Source organism: Microcoleus sp. K1-B1 (genome assembly GCF_036704705.1).
Lineage (GTDB): Bacteria > Cyanobacteriota > Cyanobacteriia > Cyanobacteriales > Microcoleaceae > Microcoleus.
On the sequence record NZ_JAUBSH010000003.1, the window covers coordinates 17378 to 42080 of the forward strand.

At 44.8% G+C, this 24703-nt stretch carries 23 protein-coding genes; 17 read left to right on the top strand and 6 right to left on the bottom strand.

The genetic code is table 11. The features are described from left to right. The first annotated feature begins 87 nt into the window (after nt 1–87). Complete coding sequence (locus QUA83_RS01420; RefSeq protein ID WP_333034902.1) at nt 88–336, top strand: chlororespiratory reduction protein 7; 249 nt, start codon at nt 88–90, stop codon at nt 334–336. Nucleotides 337–471: 135 nt separating this feature from the next. On the opposite strand, the gene QUA83_RS01425 is transcribed toward QUA83_RS01420, so the two are convergent. Together QUA83_RS01425 and QUA83_RS01430 are read right to left on the bottom strand one after the other, a co-directional pair. Then, the gene (locus QUA83_RS01425) at nt 472–852 is read right to left on the bottom strand and encodes a hypothetical protein (protein WP_333290990.1); all 381 of its coding nucleotides are present in this window, start codon (nt 850–852) and stop codon (nt 472–474) included. A 118-nt stretch (nt 853–970) separates the two neighbouring features. Next, the gene (locus tag QUA83_RS01430; protein WP_333290991.1) at nt 971–2134 is read right to left on the bottom strand and encodes a glycosyltransferase family 4 protein; all 1164 of its coding nucleotides are present in this window, start codon (nt 2132–2134) and stop codon (nt 971–973) included. Between the two features lie 780 nt (nt 2135–2914). Here QUA83_RS01430 and QUA83_RS01435 point away from each other — a divergent pair. The 5 genes from QUA83_RS01435 to serS all read left to right on the top strand — a co-directional run bounded on the left by QUA83_RS01435 (nt 2915) and on the right by serS (nt 10135). Next, nucleotides 2915–3961, top strand: coding sequence for an ABC transporter substrate-binding protein (locus QUA83_RS01435; RefSeq protein ID WP_333290992.1), 1047 nt, complete (start codon nt 2915–2917; stop codon nt 3959–3961). A 251-nt stretch (nt 3962–4212) separates the two neighbouring features. Then, entirely contained in the window at nt 4213–5808 is a 1596-nt protein-coding gene (locus QUA83_RS01440; protein WP_333290993.1) for a sugar ABC transporter ATP-binding protein, read from the top strand. Then, complete coding sequence (locus QUA83_RS01445) at nt 5805–6809, top strand: ABC transporter permease subunit (protein ID WP_333148314.1); 1005 nt, start codon at nt 5805–5807, stop codon at nt 6807–6809. The genes QUA83_RS01440 and QUA83_RS01445 overlap by 4 nt, the downstream gene beginning before the upstream one ends. Before the next feature lie 45 nt (nt 6810–6854). Beyond that, nucleotides 6855–8486 carry an iron uptake porin gene (locus QUA83_RS01450; protein ID WP_333290994.1) on the top strand — a complete coding sequence of 544 codons (1632 nt, stop codon included), beginning with the start codon at nt 6855–6857 and terminating at the stop codon, nt 8484–8486. A 368-nt stretch (nt 8487–8854) separates the two neighbouring features. Beyond that, entirely contained in the window at nt 8855–10135 is a 1281-nt protein-coding gene (gene serS, locus QUA83_RS01455; protein ID WP_333290995.1) for a serine--tRNA ligase, read from the top strand. A gap of 203 nt (nt 10136–10338) precedes the next feature. Here the strand turns inward: serS and QUA83_RS01460 are convergent, their stop codons facing one another. After that, nucleotides 10339–11355, bottom strand: coding sequence for a hypothetical protein (locus QUA83_RS01460; RefSeq protein WP_333290996.1), 1017 nt, complete (start codon nt 11353–11355; stop codon nt 10339–10341). Between the two features lie 246 nt (nt 11356–11601). On the opposite strand from QUA83_RS01460, the gene QUA83_RS01465 reads away from it, so the two are divergent. After that, a complete protein-coding gene (locus tag QUA83_RS01465; RefSeq protein WP_333290997.1) occupies nt 11602–13470 on the top strand; it encodes a 3-oxoacyl-[acyl-carrier-protein] synthase III C-terminal domain-containing protein in 1869 nt (622 codons plus the stop codon). Beyond that, nucleotides 13470–14399 carry a DUF6999 family protein gene (locus tag QUA83_RS01470; RefSeq protein WP_333290998.1) on the top strand — a complete coding sequence of 310 codons (930 nt, stop codon included), beginning with the start codon at nt 13470–13472 and terminating at the stop codon, nt 14397–14399. Before QUA83_RS01465 ends, QUA83_RS01470 begins: the two co-directional genes overlap by 1 nt. Before the next feature lie 259 nt (nt 14400–14658). On the opposite strand, the gene QUA83_RS01475 is transcribed toward QUA83_RS01470, so the two are convergent. Next, nucleotides 14659–14796: a hypothetical protein gene (locus QUA83_RS01475; RefSeq protein WP_333290999.1), complete on the bottom strand. Its 138-nt coding sequence runs from the start codon at nt 14794–14796 to the stop codon at nt 14659–14661. 317 nt (nt 14797–15113) lie between these two features. Between QUA83_RS01475 and msrA the strand changes: the two genes are divergently transcribed. The 4 genes from msrA to QUA83_RS01495 all read left to right on the top strand — a co-directional run bounded on the left by msrA (nt 15114) and on the right by QUA83_RS01495 (nt 17302). After that, on the top strand, nt 15114–15767 hold the full coding sequence (msrA, locus tag QUA83_RS01480; RefSeq protein WP_333291000.1) for a peptide-methionine (S)-S-oxide reductase MsrA: 654 nt from the start codon (nt 15114–15116) through the stop codon (nt 15765–15767). A 129-nt stretch (nt 15768–15896) separates the two neighbouring features. Next, nucleotides 15897–16220: a hypothetical protein gene (locus QUA83_RS01485; protein ID WP_333291001.1), complete on the top strand. Its 324-nt coding sequence runs from the start codon at nt 15897–15899 to the stop codon at nt 16218–16220. A 121-nt stretch (nt 16221–16341) separates the two neighbouring features. Beyond that, nucleotides 16342–16683, top strand: coding sequence for a YtxH domain-containing protein (locus QUA83_RS01490; RefSeq protein ID WP_333059922.1), 342 nt, complete (start codon nt 16342–16344; stop codon nt 16681–16683). Nucleotides 16684–16720: 37 nt separating this feature from the next. Beyond that, nucleotides 16721–17302, top strand: a complete 582-nt coding sequence (locus tag QUA83_RS01495) for a DUF948 domain-containing protein (protein ID WP_333291002.1) — start codon at nt 16721–16723, stop codon at nt 17300–17302. A 17-nt stretch (nt 17303–17319) separates the two neighbouring features. Here QUA83_RS01495 and QUA83_RS01500 read toward each other — a convergent pair whose 3' ends face one another. Together QUA83_RS01500 and QUA83_RS01505 are read right to left on the bottom strand one after the other, a co-directional pair. Continuing rightward, entirely contained in the window at nt 17320–19107 is a 1788-nt protein-coding gene (locus QUA83_RS01500) for a cellulose-binding protein (RefSeq protein ID WP_333291003.1), read from the bottom strand. A gap of 171 nt (nt 19108–19278) precedes the next feature. Beyond that, the gene (locus QUA83_RS01505; RefSeq protein ID WP_333291004.1) at nt 19279–19782 is read right to left on the bottom strand and encodes a DNA-binding response regulator; all 504 of its coding nucleotides are present in this window, start codon (nt 19780–19782) and stop codon (nt 19279–19281) included. A 415-nt stretch (nt 19783–20197) separates the two neighbouring features. Here QUA83_RS01505 and QUA83_RS01510 point away from each other — a divergent pair, with 415 nt between their 5' ends. The 5 genes from QUA83_RS01510 (at nt 20198) to QUA83_RS01530 (ending at nt 24628) form a co-directional block, all read left to right on the top strand. Next, nucleotides 20198–22339, top strand: coding sequence for a hypothetical protein (locus tag QUA83_RS01510; RefSeq protein WP_333291005.1), 2142 nt, complete (start codon nt 20198–20200; stop codon nt 22337–22339). A 149-nt stretch (nt 22340–22488) separates the two neighbouring features. After that, complete coding sequence (locus QUA83_RS01515; RefSeq protein WP_333291006.1) at nt 22489–23139, top strand: hypothetical protein; 651 nt, start codon at nt 22489–22491, stop codon at nt 23137–23139. 221 nt (nt 23140–23360) lie between these two features. Continuing rightward, complete coding sequence (locus tag QUA83_RS01520; RefSeq protein WP_333291007.1) at nt 23361–23699, top strand: hypothetical protein; 339 nt, start codon at nt 23361–23363, stop codon at nt 23697–23699. Next, nucleotides 23696–24085, top strand: a complete 390-nt coding sequence (locus tag QUA83_RS01525; RefSeq protein ID WP_333144409.1) for a type II toxin-antitoxin system VapC family toxin — start codon at nt 23696–23698, stop codon at nt 24083–24085. The genes QUA83_RS01520 and QUA83_RS01525 overlap by 4 nt, the downstream gene beginning before the upstream one ends. 69 nt (nt 24086–24154) lie before the next feature. Continuing rightward, a complete protein-coding gene (locus tag QUA83_RS01530; RefSeq protein ID WP_333291008.1) occupies nt 24155–24628 on the top strand; it encodes a hypothetical protein in 474 nt (157 codons plus the stop codon). Nucleotides 24629–24703: the final 75 nt, after the last annotated feature.

The window sequence follows — 24703 nt, forward strand, 5'->3', positions numbered from 1 at the left end:
GGCTGAAAAATTGTAATTAAGAGTTTATACTTTCGATCGCTTAAGTGTACGAAACTTTAGAAATAATTAACCTAAACCTTTGAAACTATGTCACTGTATGACGAAGACACCTTTGTGGTCTTAGAAACAAACCAGTCAGAGCAGTTTTTGACAGCGGCGGAACTGTTAGAAAAGCTGAAAGCCGTGTTAACCGAGGAACACGAAGATTTGCCGCAAGACGTTGATAAAATATCGGGCGTGGAAGCTCAAGCCAAGTATTTGATTGATACTTATTGTGAATTAGATGTCGGGGCTGGAAAATTTTTGCAGTGGTATGCAGTGCGCTTGGAAAAGTAATTTTGGGAATTGGTTGTTAGTTATTGGTTATTGGTTATTGGTTATTAGAGCCAACAACTAAGAACTTAACAACTAACAACCAAAAACTACTGACAAGTAACAAGTAACAAATAACCAATAACCAATAACAACTAACTATTCTTCCAACTGTTGAACCGATGATACTTCAACTGCGGTAACATCGATCGTACCGGGCGGTGTCAAGCGACTAAAATGACCTTCCTCTATTTTCAGAGGTTCGCCGCAGTTGGCACACTGAAACTGAGTTTGATTTAAAGCTGGAAATTCGTACTGACAAACTGGACAATTGTCCGTAATTAAATTGCGTTTCAGCCACCACTGAAGCGCGAAAAATGCGACTACAGGTGTCAGCAGCAAAAAAGCTACTACAATTAACAATGATTTAACTACCCAACCCAAACCAATAGACACCAACAAACACGCGATGCCCAGCAGTATCAACCAATTGCTAATACGGGGTAGCTTTAAAGAAATTTTGGGGGTGCCTTGGTTCACTGTCGTCTCCTTGGGTGTCTTTGCAGGTAGGCCTAACTCTATCCTACTCAGAAATTCAGGCGGTCGATCGAGTTAATTTTCCCATTGTACACCCAGAAACCGCTCTCTACGTTATAAGTTAATCAGAGTGAGAGGGTTGAAAAATTCCTTGTAAGGATTGACAAAGGGATTCAAAACTAAATCTTGCCAGGGTTTGTTCCCTCAACCAGTGGCGATCGCACCTTTTATCCTCTCCTCGCAGCATTTCCACACAAGCAAGCGCTACTGCTGCTGAATCTCGGTGAGGAACTCGCCATCCCAGTTTACCATCTTGCAGCGGATCTGCCGACCCGTCTGCGTCTCCCGCGAGTACGGGTACTCCGCAAGCCAGCGCTTCCAAATAAACTATACCGAAGCCTTCCTGGGAGGGCATTACATAAGCATCAGCCAACTGGTAATGTGCGGGTAAATTTTCTGTCGGTACAAAACCCGCAAATATTACTCTTTCGGCAATTCCCAAATCTTCCGCAAGTTTGACTAATCTAGGTCGATCGTCTCCGCGTCCAATAACTAAGTATTTCACATTCGGAAAAGTTTTGGCTATTTGCGGCAAAGCTTGAATGGTGACATCGACGCCTTTGTAAATATCCGTCGATCGCAATCTGGCTACACTCATCAATATTTTAGCACCAACCAGATTGTACTGTTCTAATAAATCCTGTGGCTTCGGCCCAGTCGTAAATATATTTTCATCTACAGTACAAGGCACTATGTGGAATTTTTCTGGATTTAATTGATTATTGCAGCAAGTGCGTGAAGCGAAGCTATCCCGTAGGGAATCGCGTGTGTACCTGCTAATAGTCCAAATACTGTCAGCTTTACTCATTGCTGTTTGATATTTGGGCCCAAGCGGTTCCCACACTTCCTTACCGTAAGTTAAAATTGTGTAGGGAATTCCCAAGGGTTGGCACAGAATTTTAATTAGCGGTGCGAGTTTGATGTGACCGCAAAAAACCCGCTGCGGTCGTTTTTGCAGCAAGCGAGTTAGTAATACTGTAGCAAAATTAAGACGGCCCAAGCCGGGATTCTCGGTTTTGAGGTAATAAAATTTCAGATTTTTTGACTCGTAAGGATTGTTGCAGTCTTCGGAATCTCGCAACAGCAAAACTTCAGCTTGGGGCGGCGAGTTTGTCCCTGCGGTTATGGACAGGTAAGCTTTGAGAATGTCTTGAACGTAGGATTGAATGCCGCCTTCGCTGGCAAATATTTCTAGGAAACAGAACACGTAATTTGTCGATCGCATCTCAGATTTACCCATTGACAGGGTAGACAATTATTTCAGTATAGTGATTTTGCCAAAAAGGGCGATCGCCATTATCCAGAGCTTTTAAACCATGTCATGATGACTGTAATTGCAGGTTTTACAGGCAAATATTAGACTCGCCCACTTTCACCGTTGGTTTTGAGCGACAATCTGCTTTTTTACTATGGCTTTTTAACTAGCTGCATGGGTGAGCGCGAAGCGTTGCTGTCAGTTTACTACTATCTACCGTTATTAACTGTAAACTTAATGATTTTTTACAATATCCTACCCCAACCAAAATTTAAGATTTATTGAGTTGGTGCGGTGCATCCGACCAGACTGCGAAGCAGCAGATCGGTGCCGATCGAGGCTCTCGCATCTTTAGTTTTTGCTAAAAGTTTTGTCTATCCAAAGATAGATATCGAGCCAGTATTGAACTGTTATCATCAGCAAACATAGAGAGTTAAATTCAATATGACTCTGCCAGGTTTTAAAAACAATTTCTGAAAAATTTTGTCGAAAATATTCTCCTAAAATTTTCTCAGACACTGCTAAAATTAATGCTCATAAAGCATTTTAAAAAATCAAGCGTCGTTGATTTTTTTTGCAGGGATCACAGAGACTGGATATTTGTATCTTGTCTGTTTGCAAAAGCAGTCTAACGAGCCGAGCCAGAAAGTTTTACGAGAAGAAAAGAAACAAGGTTTTGTACAATCATGTACGAAGAAAAGCCTGTCACCTAAAACATTAGGTATTCGAGCTTAAACCTGACCAAAGCTAATGTTAGGTTGGCAACGTCATATTTACGAGCGACTCTCTCCAAACGAGCCTTCATTGGAGTTTGAGGTGAAACGAGTAACGATCGCACTCAGTCTTTTTAGTCTACTCAGCAGCACTCTGGCAAGTTGCACCGCCGCTTCCCAGAACGCTCAAAACAGCACGCAAAAAAGCAACTCCGAACTTTCATCAGTTGCTGTAGCAGTCCGTGACCTCGGCAATCCATTCTTCGTACAAGTTGGCAAGGGCGCTGAGGCCGCAGCCAAGAAAATCGGCGGTGCAAACGTGAGGACAACTCTCGTTTCCAGTGGCGATGATTTAAATCAGCAATTCAATCAAATCGAAAACTTTATTGCCTCTAATGTCAGCATGATTGTACTCAATGCTGCTGACACCAAAGGCATTGCCCCGGTTGTCGAAAAAGCCAAGCAAGCCGGAATTCCGATAATTGCAGTTGATACCGCCGCCGAGGGAGGCGTTGATGCCACAGTTACTTCAAATAACGTGCAAGCTGGCGAAGTAAGCTGTCAATATATAGCCGATCGCTTGAAAGGAAAAGGCAGCGTTGTGATTATCAACGGGCCTCCCGTCGCTTCAGTCGTCGAGCGAGTTCAGGGTTGCCAGAGTGTGCTCTCCAAATATCCCGATCTCAAAGTTCTTTCCAAAGATCAGAACGCAGAAGGCAGTCGCGATGGCGGGTTAAGAGTGATGAGCGATTTGCTTACTTCCTTCCCAAAAATTGATGCTGTTTTTGCAATTAATGACCCCTGTGCCATTGGTGCAGAATTAGCAGCCAAACAAGCACAAAGGAGCGAGTTCTTCATTGTAGGAGTTGATGGTGCACCTGAAGCTTTAGATGCACTCAAGCAGAACAACAGTTTATTTGTGGCTACAGCAGCTCAAGATCCATTTCGCATGGCAGCCAAAGCCGTTGAAGTCGGGAACGACATTCTGAAAGGAAAAAAGCCAGCCAATCCAAACATTCTGATTCCAGTCGCGCTGATTACTCGCGAAAACGTCAATCAACATAAAGGCTGGACAAGCGAGTGACCATTAGTGTCAACTTAAGCTGTCAGTCCGCCAGTCCGCCAGGGACTGAAGTCCCTGGCTAATAGCTAAAGTCCTCTGAAGAGGACTCAGAAGAAGACTTTTCAAACTCATTAGATCTCTCCCAAAAAGCCTGTCAAGAACAGGTATCTTGCCTGTTCCACAAGAATTATGGGAGATGTCTATTAGTCCTCTTCAGAGGACTTTAGCTTTGAGGCAGGGGTTTCAACCCCTGCCGGACTGCGGGAAAGAGCGTGGAAAGTTGGCCTCAATGGCAAGTGACATCCTCCTACACCAAATCTACGATGGTAAATAGCACTCAAAATTCAATTAAAACTCAGCCCGTCCTCGAAATGCAAGGTATTACAAAGACCTTTCATGGTTTTACAGCCTTGCATGATGTAAATATTACCGTTTACCCAGGCGAAGTCCACGCCCTCATGGGGGAAAACGGTGCGGGCAAAAGTACGCTGATGAAAATTCTGGCGGGAGCCTACATAGCTGATGCAGGCGAAATCAAAATTGACGGTCAAGCTGTTAAGATGACAGACCCCGGTCAAGCCAGAAATTTAGGGATAGCGATTATTTATCAAGAACTCAATCTCGCCCCCAATCTGACAGTTGCTGAAAACATTTTTATGGGCAGCGAGCTGAAGAAAGGAGGTACATTTTTAGACCAAGATGAAATGCGGCGTAGGGCTGCTGAGGTATTAACAAACCTCGATGCAAGTTTTGATGCTGGAGACCTGGTTTCCACACTTTCAATTGCAGAACAGCAGCAAGTGGAAATAGCTAGAGCGCTAAAAGATAAAAGCCGCATTTTAGTGATGGACGAGCCGACGGCCGCGCTTTCAGACCGCGAAACAGATAAGCTTTTTGAAGTGGTTCGCCGCTTGCGGAATGAGGGCATTGCTATTATTTATATCAGCCACCGGATGGAAGAGATTTATGCCCTTGCCGATCGCGTGAGCGTCATCCGAGATGGCGGATATATTGGCTCTCTTGAAAAGCACGAAATTTCTGCCAATCGCCTGGTGGAAATGATGGTGGGTCGTTCTTTACAGGATTTGTACGAAAACAAGCATCAAATAACACCGGGTGCTGTTGTTCTTGAGGTAACAAATTTAAGCGACGGCCGCAAAGTAAAGCCGGCCACTTTTCAACTTCATGCGGGCGAAATTCTGGGTTTAGCTGGTTTAGTTGGCGCCGGCAGAACAGAACTTGCCCGCCTGATTTTTGGTGCAGATCGAAAGACAAGCGGTGAAATCAAACTCGAAAATCATCCTCTTAATGTCTCAACACCCAATGAAGCAATGGCCGCCGGAATTGCTTACGTGCCCGAAGATCGCAAGGCTCTCGGACTATTTTTGGAGGCAAGTTCGGGTGAAAATATCACCATGAATGTCCTCGATCGAGAAGCAAAAGCTGGCATTATTAACTCAAATTTTCTGTTAAAAATTGTCAATGATGCTATTAATAATTTGCAGATTCGCCTTGCAAGTCCGAGCATCAGGGCAATGGATCTTTCTGGGGGGAATCAGCAGAAGTTGCTGCTAGCGCGTTGGTTGGCTATCAACCCAAAGGTACTTTTGTTAGATGAACCGACGCGGGGTGTTGACATTGGCGCAAAAAGCGAAATTTATCGAATTATTAGCGATTTGGCAGCCAAGGGTGTAGGTATTTTAATGATTTCCAGCGAACTGCCGGAAATTGTGGGAATGAGCGATCGCGTCTTAGTGATGCGAGCAGGCAGCCTCGTCGGTGAAGTAGGCGGATCGACTGGGGAAGCAATTACGCAAGAGAACATTATGGCTTATGCCACCGGGGCAACAGAGGTAAAAAAATCATGAGTCAAACAGAAGTAAAAAGCACCAGAAATCAATCAAGCGATCGCCAAAAAGCCAGTAAAGCTCAAGCTTGGAAAAATTTCATCCAAGTGGCCGGTATCCTGCCGATTTTGGTGGGCATCTGTATCATTTTTTCCCTGGTAACGCCCAACTTTCTTTCAGTAGGAAATTTGATCAATGTCATCCGGCAAGCCTCGATCAATATTGTCCTTGCTACCGGCATGACTTTTGTGATTTTGACGGGCGGGATTGACCTTTCTGTTGGGTCAATTTTGGGTGTGACGGCAGTTGTCGGGGTGCTGGTTTCCTTAGTTCCAGGTCTCGGTTGGTTTGCCGTACCGGCGGCGTTAATAGCGGGAGTCTTTTTGGGATTGCTTAACGGCTCGCTAATTGCCTATTTAGGTTTGCCTCCGTTCATCGTAACTCTTGGTTCTTACACTGCTTTGCGGGGAGTTGCTTATTTAGTAGCTAACGGCACTACAGTTATCAATAGAAATTTGAATTTTGCTTGGGTAGGTAACAGCTATGTTGGCCCTATTCCCTGGTTAGTTATTATCGCTTTCCTCGCAGTTTTAGCGAGTTGGTTTGTCTTGCGGCGGACTGTTCTGGGGAGGCATATTTATGCCGTGGGAGGCAACATTCGGGCAGCACGATTGACAGGTATTAAAGTGAGTCGGGTGCTGTTATTTGTCTATGGCGTAAGTGGGTTGCTTTCTGGTTTAGGTGGAATTATGAGCGCGTCGCGCCTCTACAGTGCGACGGGGATGTTAGGGCAAGGCTACGAATTAGACGCGATCGCCGCTGTAATTTTGGGAGGAACGAGTTTCACAGGTGGAATTGGCACTATTTGGGGTACTTTGCTGGGGGCTTTAATTATTGCCCTGCTAAACAATGGACTAACTCTCATGAACGTGTCTTTCTTCTGGCAGTTAGTTGTCAAAGGTCTGGTGATAATTATCGCAGTGACGATTGACAAAGTTCGCACCGGTTCAAGCGCAGCGTAATATTGCTAATTCGGTTGATCGGTTCCTTATGCGGAGCTTTGTCCTATGCACATCCAGCATTTTCCTCACCTGATTACTGCTTTTATACTGGGAACGCCTGGTGTATTTCTACTAACATCATTACCAAGTTTTGCTCTACCAATTGATAGATTAGTTGCTTCTGAACCGTTAAATACCTTGGCAGAAAAACCCTTCGCGCAGGTGAATTCTGTCTCTCAACTCTCGGATGTAAAACCCACTGACTGGGCGTTTCAGGCGCTGCAATCTTTAGTAGAACGCTACGGCTGCATTGTCGGTTATCCCGACGGAACTTACAGAGGAAACCGGGCGCTGACGCGGTACGAATTTGCCGCAGGATTGAATAGCTGTCTCGATCGAGTCAGCGAACTAATTGCAGCAGGAACAACCAACCAGATTACTGGGGAAGATTTAGCGATCGTCCAAAAACTGCAAGAAGAATTTGCAACTGAATTATCGGTGTTGCGGGGTCGAGTCGATACTCTAGATGCACGCACGGCCGAACTAGAAGCCAATCAGTTCTCGACTACGACGAAGCTGAATGCGGAAATTATCGTGGTGGTAACAGATACCTCCGGTAACAGTGTTGGGGATTCGCGCGATCGCACCAGCACTACTGTTACCAACCGGGGGCGATTAAATTTTGAAACCAGCTTCACCGGTCGCGATATGCTGAGAACCCGTTTGGAATTCGGCAACTTGGGCAGGATTGCCGACAAGACGGGTACAAATATGACGGCCTTGAACTTTGATGGCAATGTCGATAACACAATCACCGTCCCTCACGTATTGTATGTCACCCCGCTGACCTCTAATCTGGCGCTGACCGTCGGCCCCACAGGTGTCGGGTATCCCGATATTACGGATTTGCTGACTCCTCCCACGATCGCCAGCGATAGTGAGGGAATTCCCTCGAAGTTCGGACAATACAATCCCCTCTACCGCCGGGGAGGTGGCGGTGCTGCTGTCAACTGGACGATCGTCAAAAACCTCACCCTGACTGTGGGCTATGTCGCCGGCAATCCCAATCTCTCGCAGCAAAGTAACGGTTTATTCAACGGTTCCTACAACGCTCTGGTTCAGCTTGCCTACCGGGGCGATCGCGGAGCCATCGGCGTAGCCTATTCTCGTACCTTTGCACCCAGCGGTAAAGCCGATCTCACAGGCGGTACGGGCAGTTTTCTGGCGGCGCGACCGTTTGGGGACAATATTGCTACATCCAGCGATTCTGTAGGCGTACAAGGATTCTACCGCCTTGCTCCCCGCTTGCAAGTTCACGGCTGGGGCGTTTATACTCGCGCCAATGCCGAAAATTCCGGTGTTAGCAGCGTTTCTGATGGTAGAGGTGGCGTGGTTTTGCTAAATGTTGACGGGGACGATCGCGCTGATATTGTGTATGCAGCGATCGGGATAAGTTTCCCAGATGTGGGAGGTGAAGGCAATCTACCGGGGATTTTAGTGGGTTTGCCAGGTCGCGTGACGAGCAGTAACGTGCGCCGCGAGCGAGATACTTCCTATCACATTGAAGCTTTCTATCGCTTTCAGGTCAACGACAACATTTCCATTACCCCTGGTGTTTGGGCCGTTGTTAATCCTGAGAATGACAGCCGCAACGACACTCAATGGGTTTGGTTGCTTCGCACTGGCTTTAACTTTTAACCGGAAAGATATTTTAGTAACCTAGTCTTGGACGCAAAAACCCAGTTTCTTGACGTAATTGTCTCATTTGAGACGATAATCGCGAGAAACCGGGTTTTTTAGACCGATCGTGCATCCAGGGCTTGAATTCCATGCCAAACAACAAAAAACCCCTACCATCGCTGGCTGGGGTAGAAAATTATCAGGGTGCATCTACTAATATTTGCAACTATAACATATATTTGTGGGGTGTCACCCTTCAGGGGTGACACCCAACGAAAATTTTAAGTCAGAATAAATTATGATTTAATATGCCAATGATTAACAAAGCTTTTATATCATCTCGTTCTGTCCCAGCCGCTCTAAAATTTAAGATTTAGAATAAATCTGTGCTAGACCTCAAATTAATCCGAGAAAACCCGCAAGCCGTGCAAGAAAGCCTCAACCTGCGCGGAGGTAACTATGAAATCGAGCCGATTTTGCAATTAGACAAACAGCAGCGGGAGTTGGAAGGCAAGCGATCGCAACTGCAAGCCCGCAGCAACGAAATTGCCAAACTCATCGGTCAAAAAAGAAAATCGGGTTTACCCCTCGAATCACCCGAAATTCAGGAACTGCAGGCAGAAGGCAACGCAGTCGGCACCGAGTCGAACGAACTGCAAGCACAGGAAAAAGACCTAAAAGCTCAAATAGAAGCTTTATTGCTGCCGCTGCCAAACTTACCGAGTCCGTCAACGCCGATCGGTAAAAATGAAGAGGAAAACGTCGAAATCCGGCGCTGGGGAGACGAATACATACCCCAAAATCCCGGTATTTTACCGCACTGGGAAATCGGCGAAAAATTAGGAATTATCAACTTTGAACGGGCAGTAAAAATTGCTCAGCCCCGCTTTGTGAGCTTAATGGGAGCCGGGGCAGCCCTGGAAAGAGCGATTATTCAATTCATGCTCGATCGCCACACAAAAGCCGGTTATGTAGAAGTAATTCCCCCATTTTTAGTTAACACTGAATCCCTCACAGCTACGGGTCAATTACCCAAATTTGCTGAAGAAAGTTTCAAGTGCGATCAAGATGATTTGTGGTTAATTCCTACTTCCGAAGTTCCGGTTGTCAATTTGTACAGAGGTGAAATTTTGACAGCAGAACAGTTGCCAATTTATCACTGTTCTTATACTCCTTGTTTTCGCCGCGAAGCTGGCAGTTACGGCAAAGATACGCGGGGATTAATTCGATTGCACCAATTTAATAAAGTAGAATTGGTGAAACTCGTGCATCCGAGTACCTCTGAGGCAGAGCACGAAAAGTTAGTGCAGGATGCTGAGGGAGTTTTGCAGGCGCTGAAATTGCCTTATCGGGCGATCGCACTATGTACTGGCGACTTAGGTTTCGCCGCAGCCAAAACCTACGATTTAGAGGTGTGGCTGCCATCTGCGGGCAAATACCGCGAGATTTCCAGTTGTTCCAACGTCGCAGATTTTCAGGCGCGGCGGGCGAATATTCGCTTTAAAGAAGCGGGTAAAAAAGGCACTCAATTCGTTCACGCGCTGAACGGTTCCGGTTTAGCTGTGGGCCGGACAATGGCGGCAATTTTGGAGAATTACCAGCAGCCCGACGGAACTGTAAAAGTGCCGGAAGCCTTACAACCCTATTTGGGACGGGAAGTTTTATAGACAAGATAATTCGGCGATTAACTGGTTGCCCAGGCTCTGCCTGGGAACCGATGTACAGAGGCTCTGCCTCGCTTGCTTGCGAAAATTGCAGGCAGAGCCTGTGGATCTCCGTTACCAGGCAGAGCCTGGTAACGAGTAACGAGTAAAACTCTTGTGGTGTATGCATCCTGCCTGCCATTGGCTGGCTATTTACCAGATGTCTATTACAGTTTGAGCAATGCTTCCTTAATGTCCAGGGCTAAAAATCTATCCAATGCTAGATACATCCAATAAACAGATAACTGACTATCGCTGCTAGTCTTCTGAAATCCCAAAGCCAGGCACAGTTTTTCGTACATGGGGTGAATCATCAGGGTGTACAAGTCGCAAAGATTGGGAAAATCTGTTTGCATTTCGCCTAAAACTTTTTGTGCGTCTTCGAGAAAAGCAATGCGGTATTCGGACAAATACTGCGGATCGATTATCCAACTGCGGACAAATACTGACTGGCAATTTATATCTCCTGGTAGCGCCATATTGAAAGGATCGATATCGGAAATAGAACTTAAATGAAGCCCTTTACTAGGAGCATTAAAAAAATTCACTTCAGATTCGCTAGCTGTGGGATAAAGTAGGTAAAATCCGACTGGATTGAGATTATCTGAGCGGCGCAAAACTCGCATTCCCTTTGAGTATTGATGGGCAAAAAGCCGGAGTATTTTAGCAATTTTGTGGGGAACAGTGTTAGTGTTGCGGTTCATCCAGTTGTAATTGGTAGCTAATAAATTGGCAACGGGAATCGCGTCGCACCGAGGGTTGAAATCATCTAATTGGAGTTGTACAGACTTTTGAGGTTCGGCGGTTTCTAAAATTTCTGAAACTGGTTGAATTTGAATTGCCGTAGCGTTACCATCAAAGTGTTTTGCGATTAATCCGAGTGCTGCTAATTTATCTAACATCATTCCGGCGGCGCGATCGCTCCCGCGATCGGAATCGCAGTAAAATAGTTCGGCGGCTTCCCGGTGAGTGCACTGCACTTCTGTTGCTGGCACTTCCAGTTTCGCCAGCGGTGGTTTGAGACGGGGCTGGCTTTCCTGAAGCTGTTTAACCGATAAGTAAACCCAAAGCCTGATAAAGCATTCAGCCCTAGTGCGAGTTACGCCTACTCGTTTCATCAACAGCGAAACAGCCGTGCGGCGTTGAGAAGGAGAATACCAAGTATCTAGTTTTGCAATATCCATTTCAGTCGGGAAGCTGCGAAGGAACTCTAGTTACATATTGGCTCAATTACCATAAACTTCACCCCGCTTCAGGTTACTTGTTGCCGCTGTTGCTCAACTTGCCTGATTTCCGGCGACTCTACAAGATAGCTGCTTGCTCCTTGCAAGTTCACTGCTTCACAAAGCACAATCAATTTTAGATATTTTCTGGCTTGATTTAACAAACCAACGAACCCGAGTAAATTAGCAACTTTGGAGGTTTACGCCATGTACAGTGCTTATATCAATCGGATGGGAAAATTTTTGCCGGGAGAACCAATTAATAATGATGAGATGGAAGAATATCTCGGCAAAATTGCCTCGCGCCCTTCGAGAGTCAGGCAGCGAATTCTCAACAGCAACGGGATTCAACAGCGCTACTACGCGATCGACAAACAGCAGCAAACACTATATTCTAACAGCCAAATGGCAGCGTTTGCCGTCCGTGACGCGATTTCTCAGTCAAATCTGGAACCAGGGGCGATCGACTTATTGGCCTGCGCTACCACTTTACCAGATTTATTAGTACCGGGATTTGCCAGCACAGTACATGGGGAACTTTCCGAATTATCTCCCCTAGAAATAGTGTCAACTCAAGGAGTTTGCTGTGCCGGAGTTAGTGCTTTAAATTACGCCGCCTCTCAAATCGAACTCGGCAAAAAACAAACCGCCATTGCCGTCGCTTCCGAATTTCCCTCGCGCCTGTTCAAAAACACCAAATTTGAAACAGAGACTTCAGTGCAAGCGGGAAAACCCCTGCCTTTCGATACAGAATTTCTGCGCTGGATGCTCTCCGACGGTGCCGGAGCATTGTTGCTCCAAAACCATCCCAAGTCCACGGGAATTAGCTTAAAAATAGAATGGATTGAACTCGTTTCTCACGCCAATGCTTATCCTGTTTGTATGTATTCAGGATTAGCCAACGAAAAATCCACTAAAAGCTGGTTGGATTATTCTTCCTACCTCGATGCAGCCACAGCGGGAGCTTTTGACTTGCGACAGAATATTCGCTTGCTGGAAAATGTAATGAAATTAGGCGTTGAAGGTTGGCTGCGGCTGATTAAAGCCGGGAGAGTTTGTCCGCAGGAAATCGACTGGCTGCTGTGCCACTATTCGTCTCACTTTTTCCGGGGACAAATTGTAGAACTTCTGGAACAAGCAGGCTGCATGATTCCTGAAGAAAAATGGTTTACCAACTTATACACACGGGGAAATACAGGCTGCGCCTCGATTTATTTAATGTTAGAGGAATTGTTCAATTCTGGCAAGTTGCAGCCTGGACAGAAAATCTTTTGTTTTGTCCCGGAAAGCGGGCGCTTTACCACGGCATATATTATGTTAACTGCTGTGGAAAATACCCATAAGCCTATGAGTTCTCAAATTTCTAACTTTCATGAGGTTCCCGAAGCTTCGCCTCTCGAAAGTGTGAAACCTGCACACCCCAACTCTCCGCAAGCTTATTTGTTGCGGGAGTTAGCATGGATTTGGCTGAAGTTCGATCGCGAAATTCGTTCTGTTCCCATTGTCCGCAAATTGTACCGAGGAGAGTTTACAATAGAAGATTATCAAGCTTTGCTGTGCAATCTCCGGCCACAAGTTGTAGAGGGATCTCGCTGGATTGCTCGCGCTGCTTCTAACATGAGTGACTTTCGCCTGCGATCGACTTTTATCGGCCATGCCCAAGACGAACACCGCGACTATCAAATGCTAGAACAAAATTATGTTTCTGTGGGCGGTGAATTGGCAAAAATTGTGGAATATGATAAGAATATTGGCAGCGAAGCACTATCAGCTTTTATCTTCCACCAAGCATCGCGGGACAATCCGGTTGATTTAATTGGCAGTATGTTTATTATTGAAGGATTGGGCAATCGGTTGGCGGGAAAGTGGGCAAAACAAATTCAAGAAACTCTCGGTTTGCAAGATGAACAAGTATCGTTTTTAGCGTACCACGGATCTAATGACGAGTCGCATTTAGCGAAACTGGAAAATTTGATTAATGCCGAATGGATGACAGAGGATATTGCCCGCCGCATTGTCAAAACCGCTCGCGTTACTGCTCGTTTATATTTGCTGCAATTGGAGGAAATTCGCTAATGCAAAAGCTGCAAAAACAAGATCTAGAAAATCTCCCAGATCAGCGAAAAATTCCTTACGCTACCAAACCCTACAACCGCCGAGATCCGAATGTTTGGGATGTGCTGTTTTGCGATCGAGCTATTCCCGTCGATTTAGTGGCAAAAGCATACATGATTCGGGATTTGCAAAACTGGACTCGCAATTATTTACTCATCCCGATCAAAGTAATTGCTAACTTGTTGCTGGCGCTAATTATGACAACAAAGCGCCTGTTGCCATTTCAATTTCGCGCTTACACTTTAATGCACAAATCGGCTGCATTTTTCCTAAATAACTTTGTCTCGCCAGAAGCTTGTTATTTAATTGTCCGACACATCTGCATCGGCTCCAACATTATCAACTTCTTGATTGACAACGGCCCCGACACCCAGATAGAAAAGTCAAAGCTTTATCCCCGCACTGTTAGCGATTTAGCTGAGAATGCGTTTCTCGAACACGACTTAATTCTCTATAACTTTGTCTGGGATTACAACCAGGCAATGCTGACAAATCCTAACTGGTTGCAAGTCGTCAAAAAACGGGGAATAAATTATGATAGCATTCAACCAGTAGAAGTTGCCATAGATTTTGGAAAATGCAGAGGGCTAAACATTCTGGATTTAGAATCGGCGATCGAATTGTTTAAAGTATTTTATTCTCTGTGTTTGACTAGCGACGAATTTGCGCGAGCAGTGATGTCGCTTCAGTTAGATGAAAACTTCGGAGTGTACGTCAGCGAGATTACCGGAAATTGCGACTGGAATCATGTAATTGTTAACCGCCATCCGCTAGCGCCAAACAGTCCGTTTAATGCGGCACGCGACTTGTTTTTGCACGGGATAGTTTCGGAATATCTGTATCGGTATTTGGAACTGCAAAAAGAGATGAACTCAACTCGGATTAAATAACCTTAAGTACCCTAGGGGCGGGTTTTACCAATAATAATATTTAATAACAGCAAACAATCTACCTAAACCCGCCCCCCTACAACTAATAATCTACCTCAAACCTTTCTTTGATATAATAAAAAAATGTATATTCCAATTGACCGTTGAGCGAGGCGGGTTTACGAGATTGTTGATTTTAGGCATAGATGGTTGGTAAAACCATCTCCTAGGCTATCTGAAGTTATAGTTGATTTTTCAGGTATAAAATTAATAGAAGAACTCAAGCTGCTGCTAGGTGTGCTTGTTCTGCTGCTTGGGGCAAAGTCTGATTTACCACAATCCACTTGCCTGTAATTGGATCGCGGTAAGTAATAAACGGATTAGATTTTAAAGGTTGACTGCAAGGTTTAGCGCCCATCTCTACACACTCCCTATAAATGGTATTGAATAACTACTACAACACCATACCTTTAATAATCGGCTATTTTGCCTAAAATCCGCGTGATTTCTACCTCAACAATAGGTGATATTTTAGGTGTGTTTTGGTGACATAGAACACTGCCTAATGTGATTGAAAACTGTGTTGGCAGTGAGCAGTATCACCAAAAACCTTCCGTAAAAAAAATCTGCCTTCTGGTTTTTACCTTCTACCTTTAAGCAGACCGCTATTTTCAGTATACATCTGATATTATTAAGTAAGGTAAAGACGTTTATCAGAGATCCCCTCACAAACTTATGGTGCTATTTGGATTTGGCAAAAAGTCGAGCCTGCCCTCTCCCCAAGAGGCATTACCGGGACGGGCAGAGTCGATGTCGGTACCGGCAAGTCACTTTGTTAACGGCAATCCGCTCAAACCTCCCTTTCCAAACGGCATGGAGACTGCCTTGTTTGGCCTGGGCTGTTTTTGGGGAGCAGAACGCAAATTTTGGCAACAAAATGGAGTTTTTTCGACGGCTGTTGGCTACGCGGCCGGGATTACTCCGAATCCTACTTACAACGAAGTTTGCAGCGGGATGACGGGACATAATGAAGTAGTTCTGGTTGTGTTCGATCCGAAAGTAATTAGTTACGAAACGCTGCTCAAAGTTTTTTGGGAAAGTCACAATCCTACTCAAGGAATGCGTCAGGGCAATGATTCTGGTACTCAGTATCGATCGGGCATTTACACGTATTCAGCTAGCCAAAAGCAGCTAGCTGAAGCTTCGCGCGATGCTTACCAGCAGGCTTTGACGGAGGCCGGTTACGGCAAGATTACTACTGAAATTATTGATGCTCCTGAGTTTTATTACGCAGAAAGCTATCATCAGCAGTATCTTGCTAAAAACCCGAACGGTTATTGCGGTTTGGGCGGTACTAAGGTTTGTTTGCCTGCTATGTCTCAGGCTTAAAACTTTTACAATGGCTATTTTGAGGCGGTTGCAATAGTCCGGCAGTCCGGCAGGGGTTTAAACCCCTGCCTCAAAGCTTAAGTCGTCTGAAGACGACTGAAAGGTTATTGAGATGGTAAAAGGGATTAGTTGAAAGCAGGTAAAATAATGCTGGCTGGTGTGGTAATTATCAATTTAATGATATCTCTGGTCTGTTTTTATATCGCTGCGAAGGTGTGGAAAATCAGGGGGACGATCGCACGTTTGGAAATTCGGATCGCAGCAATCGAACGCTGTAGCAGCAATATCCTCAGTACGACGCCCGGTTTCCTTGGTAAAAGGCAGCAAGGTACTCGCCAACTACGACGGCGTTATCAACAACTAGAATTGCAACTGCAACAGGTTCAGCAACTTTTGGGATTGCTTGGTTTGGGACGGATGCTTTGGTCCAGGCGCGATCGACGTTTGAGGTAAGCTATCCTAAAATTGTCGCCTGTGCTGACTCCCTAGGGTTTTCAACAATATTTCTACCTTTGTAAAGGGCTGCGATCGGGCAAACGCCCCTAAAATTGGTGTATGGAGAGAAGTTATAAAAATGTCAACTAAACGTTCAGGATTATTTATTGGCGGTTTGCTTGTGGGTTCTGCGATCGGGGCCGTGACTGGCTTGCTGATGGCACCGCGACCGGGCAAGGAGACGCGGCAGATATTGAAAAAATCGGCCGATGCTTTGCCGGAGTTGGCGGAGGATTTATCGACTAGCGTGCAGTTGCAGGCCGATCGACTTTCTGAAACCGCAATCCGAAATTGGGACGAAACTTTGATTAGACTCAAAGAGGCGATCGCGGCAGGTTTGGAAGCGACTCAGCGGGAACGCCAAACTCTGTCGGAAGCTGAATCTGAAGTGAGTCCCCCGTCGCGCCCTCCCATCCGCTAAATGACATGAAATCCCAAACCCCAAATCCCAGATTCAAGTGAGCGATCCCATATTTTGGCTAGGACTTTCGATTTTGCTAGTGGCAGTTAGCCTGACTGCTGTTTTAGTGACTTTAATACCTGCAGTGCAAGCGCTGGCCCGGGCGGCCCGCAGCGTGGAAAAGCTCGCTGACACGCTTTCTCGCGAATTTCCGCCCACTTTGGAGGCGATTCGGTTGACGGGGCTGGAAATTAGCGAGTTGACGGATGATGTCAGCGAGGGAGTACAAAGTGCGGGCGAGGTTGTCAAACAGGTCGATCGAAGTATTGGTACCGCCAAAAAGCAGGCGCAAAACGTGCAGGTAACTACTCGCAGCGTGGTGACTGGGATTAAGGCTGCTTGGAAAACTTTGACTCGGAAGCCGCCCATTTCTGGGACAAATCGCCGTTCGACAGATAGATTGTCGCCGAGTCAAAGAAGTGCGATTTCGCTGAGGGATTCGGGTTTGGAGGATAGGTATTCTGGGGTTTACGGTGCGGGTGCGAGTAATGGGGAATCCCCCAGGTTGAGGAGTAGCGAGGGTTCGGGTTTACCGGGGGATGCGGAAGAGTTCGAGGAAGTGCGATCGAACGATTCTTGATTCCACCCAATTCCTCATCATCCTTCCACAGCACACCCATCCCACCAGCAAGGATTTTTATCGATAAAATCCATCAAAGCATCATACTTAGGCGAACCCTTTTGTTCCACATATTCCAAAGCCCCCCAACTTCCCCACTTAGTAAATTTACCCACGTCCACAAAGTGCATGAAAAGAGTGCCTCCAGCTTGTTTCCAACTATTCAGTAATTGGGTGTACATATCATACATTTCTGGGCGCCTATTTAATTCCATAAAAAACTTGGTCAGTTTTTCGTTATCCTGAACTCCTTCACTACCTACAATATGTTGACCGCCCTCGTAAACAAATAACTTGAGACCTTTTTTTTGAGCCACATCTAAGAAATACTTAAAGTCATTATCCACATCGGACAAACTATCTTTTAAGCCCGGAAGTAACCCGCCCTCTCTTAATTGCTTAAAAGCTTTGCCAAACCCGCCATCTGCGTCATTCAACCACGATTCTACTGTGCTGGCACTTTCTTTACCGCCCAAGTTGCCACTAAAATATCCAGCTATAGCATAGGCATCAATGCCGTGTTGATAACAAGGTTTATTGCCCTCAGCTACCCAATAGGGACAATCTAAAGCATAATTTCCTAACTCTCTCCAACCTCTTTGAGTTCCTAACACGCAGACAACTCGATTCTTTTGATCCCCAAAGACGCCTTTCCAGATATCGCACATTTGAGCACTACGCATTCCGTGCCATTGCATAAAAGCATCGCCTTTATCTCCCCACCTCGCTTTACCTTGTTTCAAAGCATATTGCGATTGTGGAAATGACCAATTCCAAACCTCATTAGAATACTCGACATTAACTTTCAGCTTTGGATCTAAACTATCTTTGACCATTTTAGCAAAGTTAGTCATATATTCATCCGTAGCTTGATGCGGCATATTAAACCAGGGTTCTGCTTGGACTTTGTTAGCTAACTTCACCATAACTTCTATGGGAACATTTCCTCTGTAAGCATAGGATACACTCTCGGGTTTAGGTCGGTTTGACCAGTCTTTTTGTTCCGAACCATTTGTCCCCATCCAGTCCATAAAACGCAAGACTCTAAATTTTTTAATTTTGTCTATAAACAGCGGATTAAATATTTCACCACTTTGATAAAGCTTTTCATCTTGGGAGTGAACAACTTTAATATTGCGGATATAGTTCCCTGTTTTCTTGGGATCGGTAGCAGTAATTATAATCATGATGCCTCCGCCTTGTGTGGCATCTACATTAATGATATCCCTCCCAGGTTTCGACGCAGCCTCATCTTTTTTGGCATCAAAGCCATATTCGATCGCACCTTCACCCTCATAACTAACAATATATTGCCCTGAAGGATAGCGATTGGGGATTTCCCTAAGTAATAGCGTACTTACCCTAGTATATTTAGGAGTATCTTCGGGTGATGGGAGAGACTTCACCCACCCATTTTCATCAAGATTTAAAAGATTATACTCGTCTGTACCCCATTCACCTTTACAGTTTGGTTGTCCGTTAACGCATTGAGTTATCCATTGTCTCGAAGATTTGAAAGCATCTAAAAAGGGTAATTGTGTGGAGTAGTCAGCAATACCATTAAGCCCAACTCCTAAAGAAGAGCGAGAATGTGATGTATTTTGTACATCTGCACGCACTGCTACTGTGTTATCTACTTGCCGTGCTGGTGTGGGAGCAATATTAGTTGTTAAACCCCAACATCCGGGAATGAAAATGACAAAAATCAATAAACCCAGCACAAAGCCCAGAGCTTTTTTGTTCGATCTGATACTTAATCGAGACATAAATTTGACTAATTTGATTGTTTTAGGTAAAATCGAAGCGAGTGAGGCAGTTTTAATTTTGATATTTTATCAAAAAGTTCCTTTTCAAACTATCAGCTATAAGATTATTAACATTTTTGCCTCTCTGTGGAGGGGCGAGCTCCCTTTCTGTCCCCAAGTGCGATCGCCCATCTAACCGTCTTTATCCAAATCTTCTGTTTTTGCAGTTTCTGAAGTTGAGGGGAATGTTAATTGAATGTTAATATCCATTGATATTGTACTTTGCTCCAGCCAACCTATATTAACTATCTTTATTAATGCTTCTGTAGGTACAGAATTATTTATTTTAAATTCAGGAGAAGACTGAGTTTTATATCCGGCTTCCTCTAGCCGATCGCAAATATTGCGCCAATTTCCTACAGGTTCGTTAGGTACATCTGCGATTTTTTTAACATATTGGTATAAAGTTTTACATAAATAAACCTCTGCACTTTTGGAACTCTGAAACAGTTGGCGGGCGATTTCGGCGGGACTGCAACCGGAAAGCAATCCTCGGAGGTAGAGTTTTTCTGTTTCTGTTAGTCCCCTGCGCGATCGAGGAGAGATTTGCCGTTTAGCTTCTGCAAAAGCTTGGTACAGCCTTTCTAAATCCCAGTGTTTGGCGGCTTCGGCAAATAAGTCTTCCTTTGAGGCCATTTTAGGGTGTGATGAGATGTGGCTAACGTCAGCATAACCGAAATTGCTAGCGTTTGTTAGTTGCTTGGTAGCGGTAGCTAGTGTAGTATTATACTAATACTAAAGATATAAGTGTAAATACTTAGCTCAACGGGGAGGCGCGATCGCTTCAACTAACGTCAAAGCTAGTATTTGCAAAAGTCAGAGGGCGCTAAGTAAAGTTTTGTAACAAAAAAGCAGTATTTTGCATAAAACTTGCGGACTCAGCCAGATAGATAAATAGAGCTTGAGAAGTACCGCTACTGTTGCGGTTCGTCCGGGCTAAGGGTTCATTAGGGCGATCGGCCGATCGGCTTTTACAACAAACAGTTTATTTAATCCAAGCAAACACAGGGCAAGTCTATGTACTTGTCTCTAATCAACACGGGAGAATAACGTGTCTAATTTTTTCACGCCTGAATTTAATAACGAAAGTGCGATCGCTCCTTGGAATGCCAGCCTAGAACCGACTAAGGCAATTATCCCGCAGCTAGATGCTAACCGCGTCCTAACGGGGGGTGTTGGTGAGGAAGTTAATATCCCGACTTTAACGCCAGAAGCCTATGACAATATCATCTTGCCTGATGCTGCGCTAACCCAGATGGCTAATGGGGCGATCGCGGACTCCAACAGCAGTTTACCGGATAGCTCTGTCGATTTGCTAACAGGCCACGCGATGTCAGAGGTTTATGGGAATTTGAGTAAGTTTGCGGCCGCGCCAGATTTCGTGGCTAAGATGAATTTGGCTTTTGGGGAAAACTGGGATGCTGCGGGTGCGAAAGCCTTAGCTGAAGGATGGTTTCAGGGAGATTTTAGTGATATTCCGCCGGTGAATGTTGTCTCGTCTGCTGAGATTGCTGGGGCGAATGGGGCTTTTGCTGAGGCGACGGATACGATTTATTTATCGCAGGAATTTTTGGCTGGGAATGCGGCGAATCCGGCGGCGGTGGCGGATGTGTTGCTGGAAGAGATAGGGCACTCTGTTGATTCGCGGTTGAATGTTACGGATTCACCGGGAGATGAGGGGGCGATTTTTGGGGCGATCGTTCAGGGGAAGGAGTTGAGTGAGGGTGAGCTTCAGGGGTTGAAGAGTGAGGACGATCGTGGAATTGCCACTATAGATAGCAAAATACTTTCAGTAGAGTATGCAACATTTCACGGAATTAATTTTTCCCAAGACTGGGGGGGGCTAACTTTTGATTGGAGTTCAGGAGAAATCGTTTACAAACAATGGGCTCCATTTACTCGTAATGACGAGAATGCTGCTTCTTACAAAAACGTTATTTCGAGAAATTGGGGTAATGGGGCTCCGAGTAATGTTGGTGTAGGTTCTGATAAATTTGGGGTATTTTTATGGCGAGAAGCAGATTTTGAAGAAGGTGTAACCTACAACTTTTCAGTAAAAGCAGATGATTATTACAATATAAGAGCCATACCATTTAACGCTAATAGTGGGGATGAATGGATTAATATTAGTGGTCAAAATGGAAATTGGCTTAAGGATGCTTACGATCGCAAAACATACACCTTTAATCCTGCCAAAACTGGGAAATATTGGGTAAATGTTGGATATGCTGAAGAAAAAGGTGATGCGAGTTTTTCTCTATCTTGGGATAGTAACAAAGATATCACGGTAGAAAACGAGACATTTCCCGTCAAGCTATCGCTTTACGAAAATGGTGTAAAAGGGAAAGCTGAACGTAGTAATATTGACCCCAACAAAGACACCGTTGTAGTGATTCATGGTAGAGGTGGCGGTGGGGATGATGACAATTTAACTATTGACTTAGCAAAAACAGCAGCAGAGAGTCAATATTACCCAAACTCTCAGGTACTGTACTTAGATTGGAAGGATGCAGCAAACGATCCTGGTCAGCCGGTAACTGGAATTCCTTTCGACGCTGCGGAGCGGATTAGCCCAGTTGCTCAATGGGCTACGAATAGGTTGAAAGAATTAGGCATAGCTCCTGAAAAAACTATTCTATTAGGTCATAGTTTAGGCTCTTACGTTGCCTCTGAGATAGGAAGAATAAGTGGAGGTGTTAAGAATCTTGTTGCACTCGATCCTGCTTTTCCTGGTAATCGTTACGATATTGATGGCAATCACCCAGGAGATCAGAGAGTAGTAGATTTTAATAAAGCTGCCACTAACTCTATTGCATTGGTCGTTTCAGACGCGGATACCGTAGGAGGTGCAGCAGGTGATAATGAAAAAGCAACGAGTGCTAATGATTCCTATATAGTTAATTTTATAGGCTATGAAGAATATGGGGGTGCCCTGGAGAAAGCCAAGAACAAAGGCACTGATTATCACAATGGTGTCGTTAATGTTTTCTCTAATATAATGTCGCGTGACTTCACTTTTCCCTCTCTTCTCGATTTTAACCGATTTGATTACTCTGGTAAAGTGCCTTCTCAGTTTGTATTTGAGCGCGCTCACGAGGGTGTGATAACAGCCGCTTTAACTAACGGAGTAAATGTAAATGGTTTGGATTATATAGACTCTAATGGTAAGAGTCAAGTAACCTGGAATTCTTAAGCCATCAAGTTAACCTTAATGAAAACTGGACAAATCTACTTTACTGCTAAGAGATAGCTCATTTTGCCCTAAGAGCGATTACTCTCAATTTCATTACCATCAAATCCTGTTATGGTTGCAGTCAATTTTACTTTTGAGAACAAATAACAATGGAATTAAAATTTACCAATGATAATGGTCTATTTCGCTTACTCGGAGATAACACCTCTGAATCTATCGCCTTATCTCCTGGGCAACTAACAAATATTCCCGGTGGCGTGTGGGTTCTTGGTGGCAATGATACAATTATAGGCTCTGCCGACAGCGAACAAATTTTTGGGAATGAAGGTCAAGATAGTATTTCAGGTGGAGAGGAAAACGACAGTTTATTTGGTGGCAAAGGCAACGATCAACTCTTTGGCGATGCAGGCGATGATTTTCTCTTAGGTGACAAGGACATTGATACACTCACTGGCGGACAGGGAAGAGATACATTTGCCTTGTCTACAGGTGGCGGTTTAGATATCATCACCGACTTTGAAAATGGGAGTGATTTCATCCAAGTACCAGTCGGTGTAAGTATTAGTGACATCTTGATTCAAGCAGCAGGTGCTAATACCATACTTAGTCTTAGAAGTACAGGTGAACAATTAGCCCAACTGAATAATGTTCAAGCTTCCACGATTACAACTGCAAGCCTTTTGTTAGCTAATCAGCCACCTATTGAGAGTCCACCTCCGTCTATAAATATACCACAGCCACCTTCACAACCTCCTATTCCTCTGTTGCCTGATTTCCCACAGCCCATTATTTCACTTTGAAATGTACTGATATCGCCCCTTTTATTCTTAGGGGCGATGGTCTTTTCCCCAAGTGCGATGCTACTTTCAGTGTCGGCATTTATGACGACTTGTCAAAGCTCGATCGCCCTTTTTTCCCAAAGTGCGATCGGCCTATAATTTCCGCATGGCAACCACTGTCAAATTCAACAGAGCGATCGGTATAATTAAAAAATCAACATCAAATACAGTCAATTAATGCCATGATTGCTAATTTGCCCATCAAGCTGCCTCACTTACCCAACAGCTTGCCCAGCGAAGGTTCTGTCCGCATTGAGTTGGTCAACGGACTCTTAATATTTAGCGCTTCTCTTCAAACCCAGGAACGAATTCAAACTTTAACAGCTCAACAACAAGCATCAAATCTCACTCCCGAAGAACAAACAGAATTGGATGGATATCGAGAATTCATTAGCTATCTAAATTTGGTAAATGAAACCATGAAAAATACTTTTCTATATTCTTTGCGAGGCACTGTCATTGGCTATGATGAGCCGTTTGAACCTGCGGTTTCCTTGGAAGATTGGGAAGTGTTACAATGATTGTACTAGATACTCATATATGGGTTTGGTGGGTTGACGATAACACACGACTGACTCAGAAACATCGGGACTGGATACAACAATATCAATCTCAAGGTTTAGGCATCAGCATCATTTCTTGTTGGGAGGTTGCTAAATTAGTAGAAATGGGAAGACTTACTTTGTCCGTTACAGTTGATGAGTGGTTAAAACAAGCTTTGGCTTATCCCGGAGTGCAGCTACTCGAACTCACCATTCCCATCATTGTTGAGTCAACTAAACTCACAGGTTTTCACCGCGATCCAGCAGATCAAATCATTGTGGCAACTGCGAGGATTTGCGGGTGTCCCTTACTAACTGCTGATGCAAAAATTCTGGCATATCCTGATGTACAGACTCTTCAGTGACAGGTAAAAAATGCCTTCGCCCCGGCCGCAAACCCTGGTTTCGCTGCTACTTTCAGTCAGGGAAAATACATGAAAATTCGAGAATCTCAAGGTAAGAGTGTCTGGAACCATTCTGAGGGTTGGTGCTGCGAGCCTCTTGACCCCATACCGCCCGGTCATATTGCCCTAGCCGTTGAAGCGATAGATATTAATCTTGTAGACTGGGATATCGAAGAAATTGGCGAAAAAGCAGGTTTTGATATTCAGTACAAATACACGGGAGTGAATGACCCGAAAGATTCATCTTTAGCTTGCGTAAGTCAGTTTGTAGGCATTTATGAGGACTTGTCAAAGCTCGATCGCGATTTGGAAGTTTTGATTGCAGCCGGCATCCCGCGTCATTTATTTAAAATACTGACTTCTAACGATGACATCGATTTGAAGCCTGTAACGCCATACCTTAAAGCAGTTTCCTCATGTTTTGGGTGTAACCCAATTGTTGCTTTTTCAAAGTACGATCGCCCTTTCCTTCCCAAAGTGCGATCGCCCTTTTCCCCCAAATAACCAAAAGGGCGATCGCCTTTCCCATCCCGCATCCCAAAGGGCGATCGCCTTTCCTTAAGTTAAAATATAACTTGT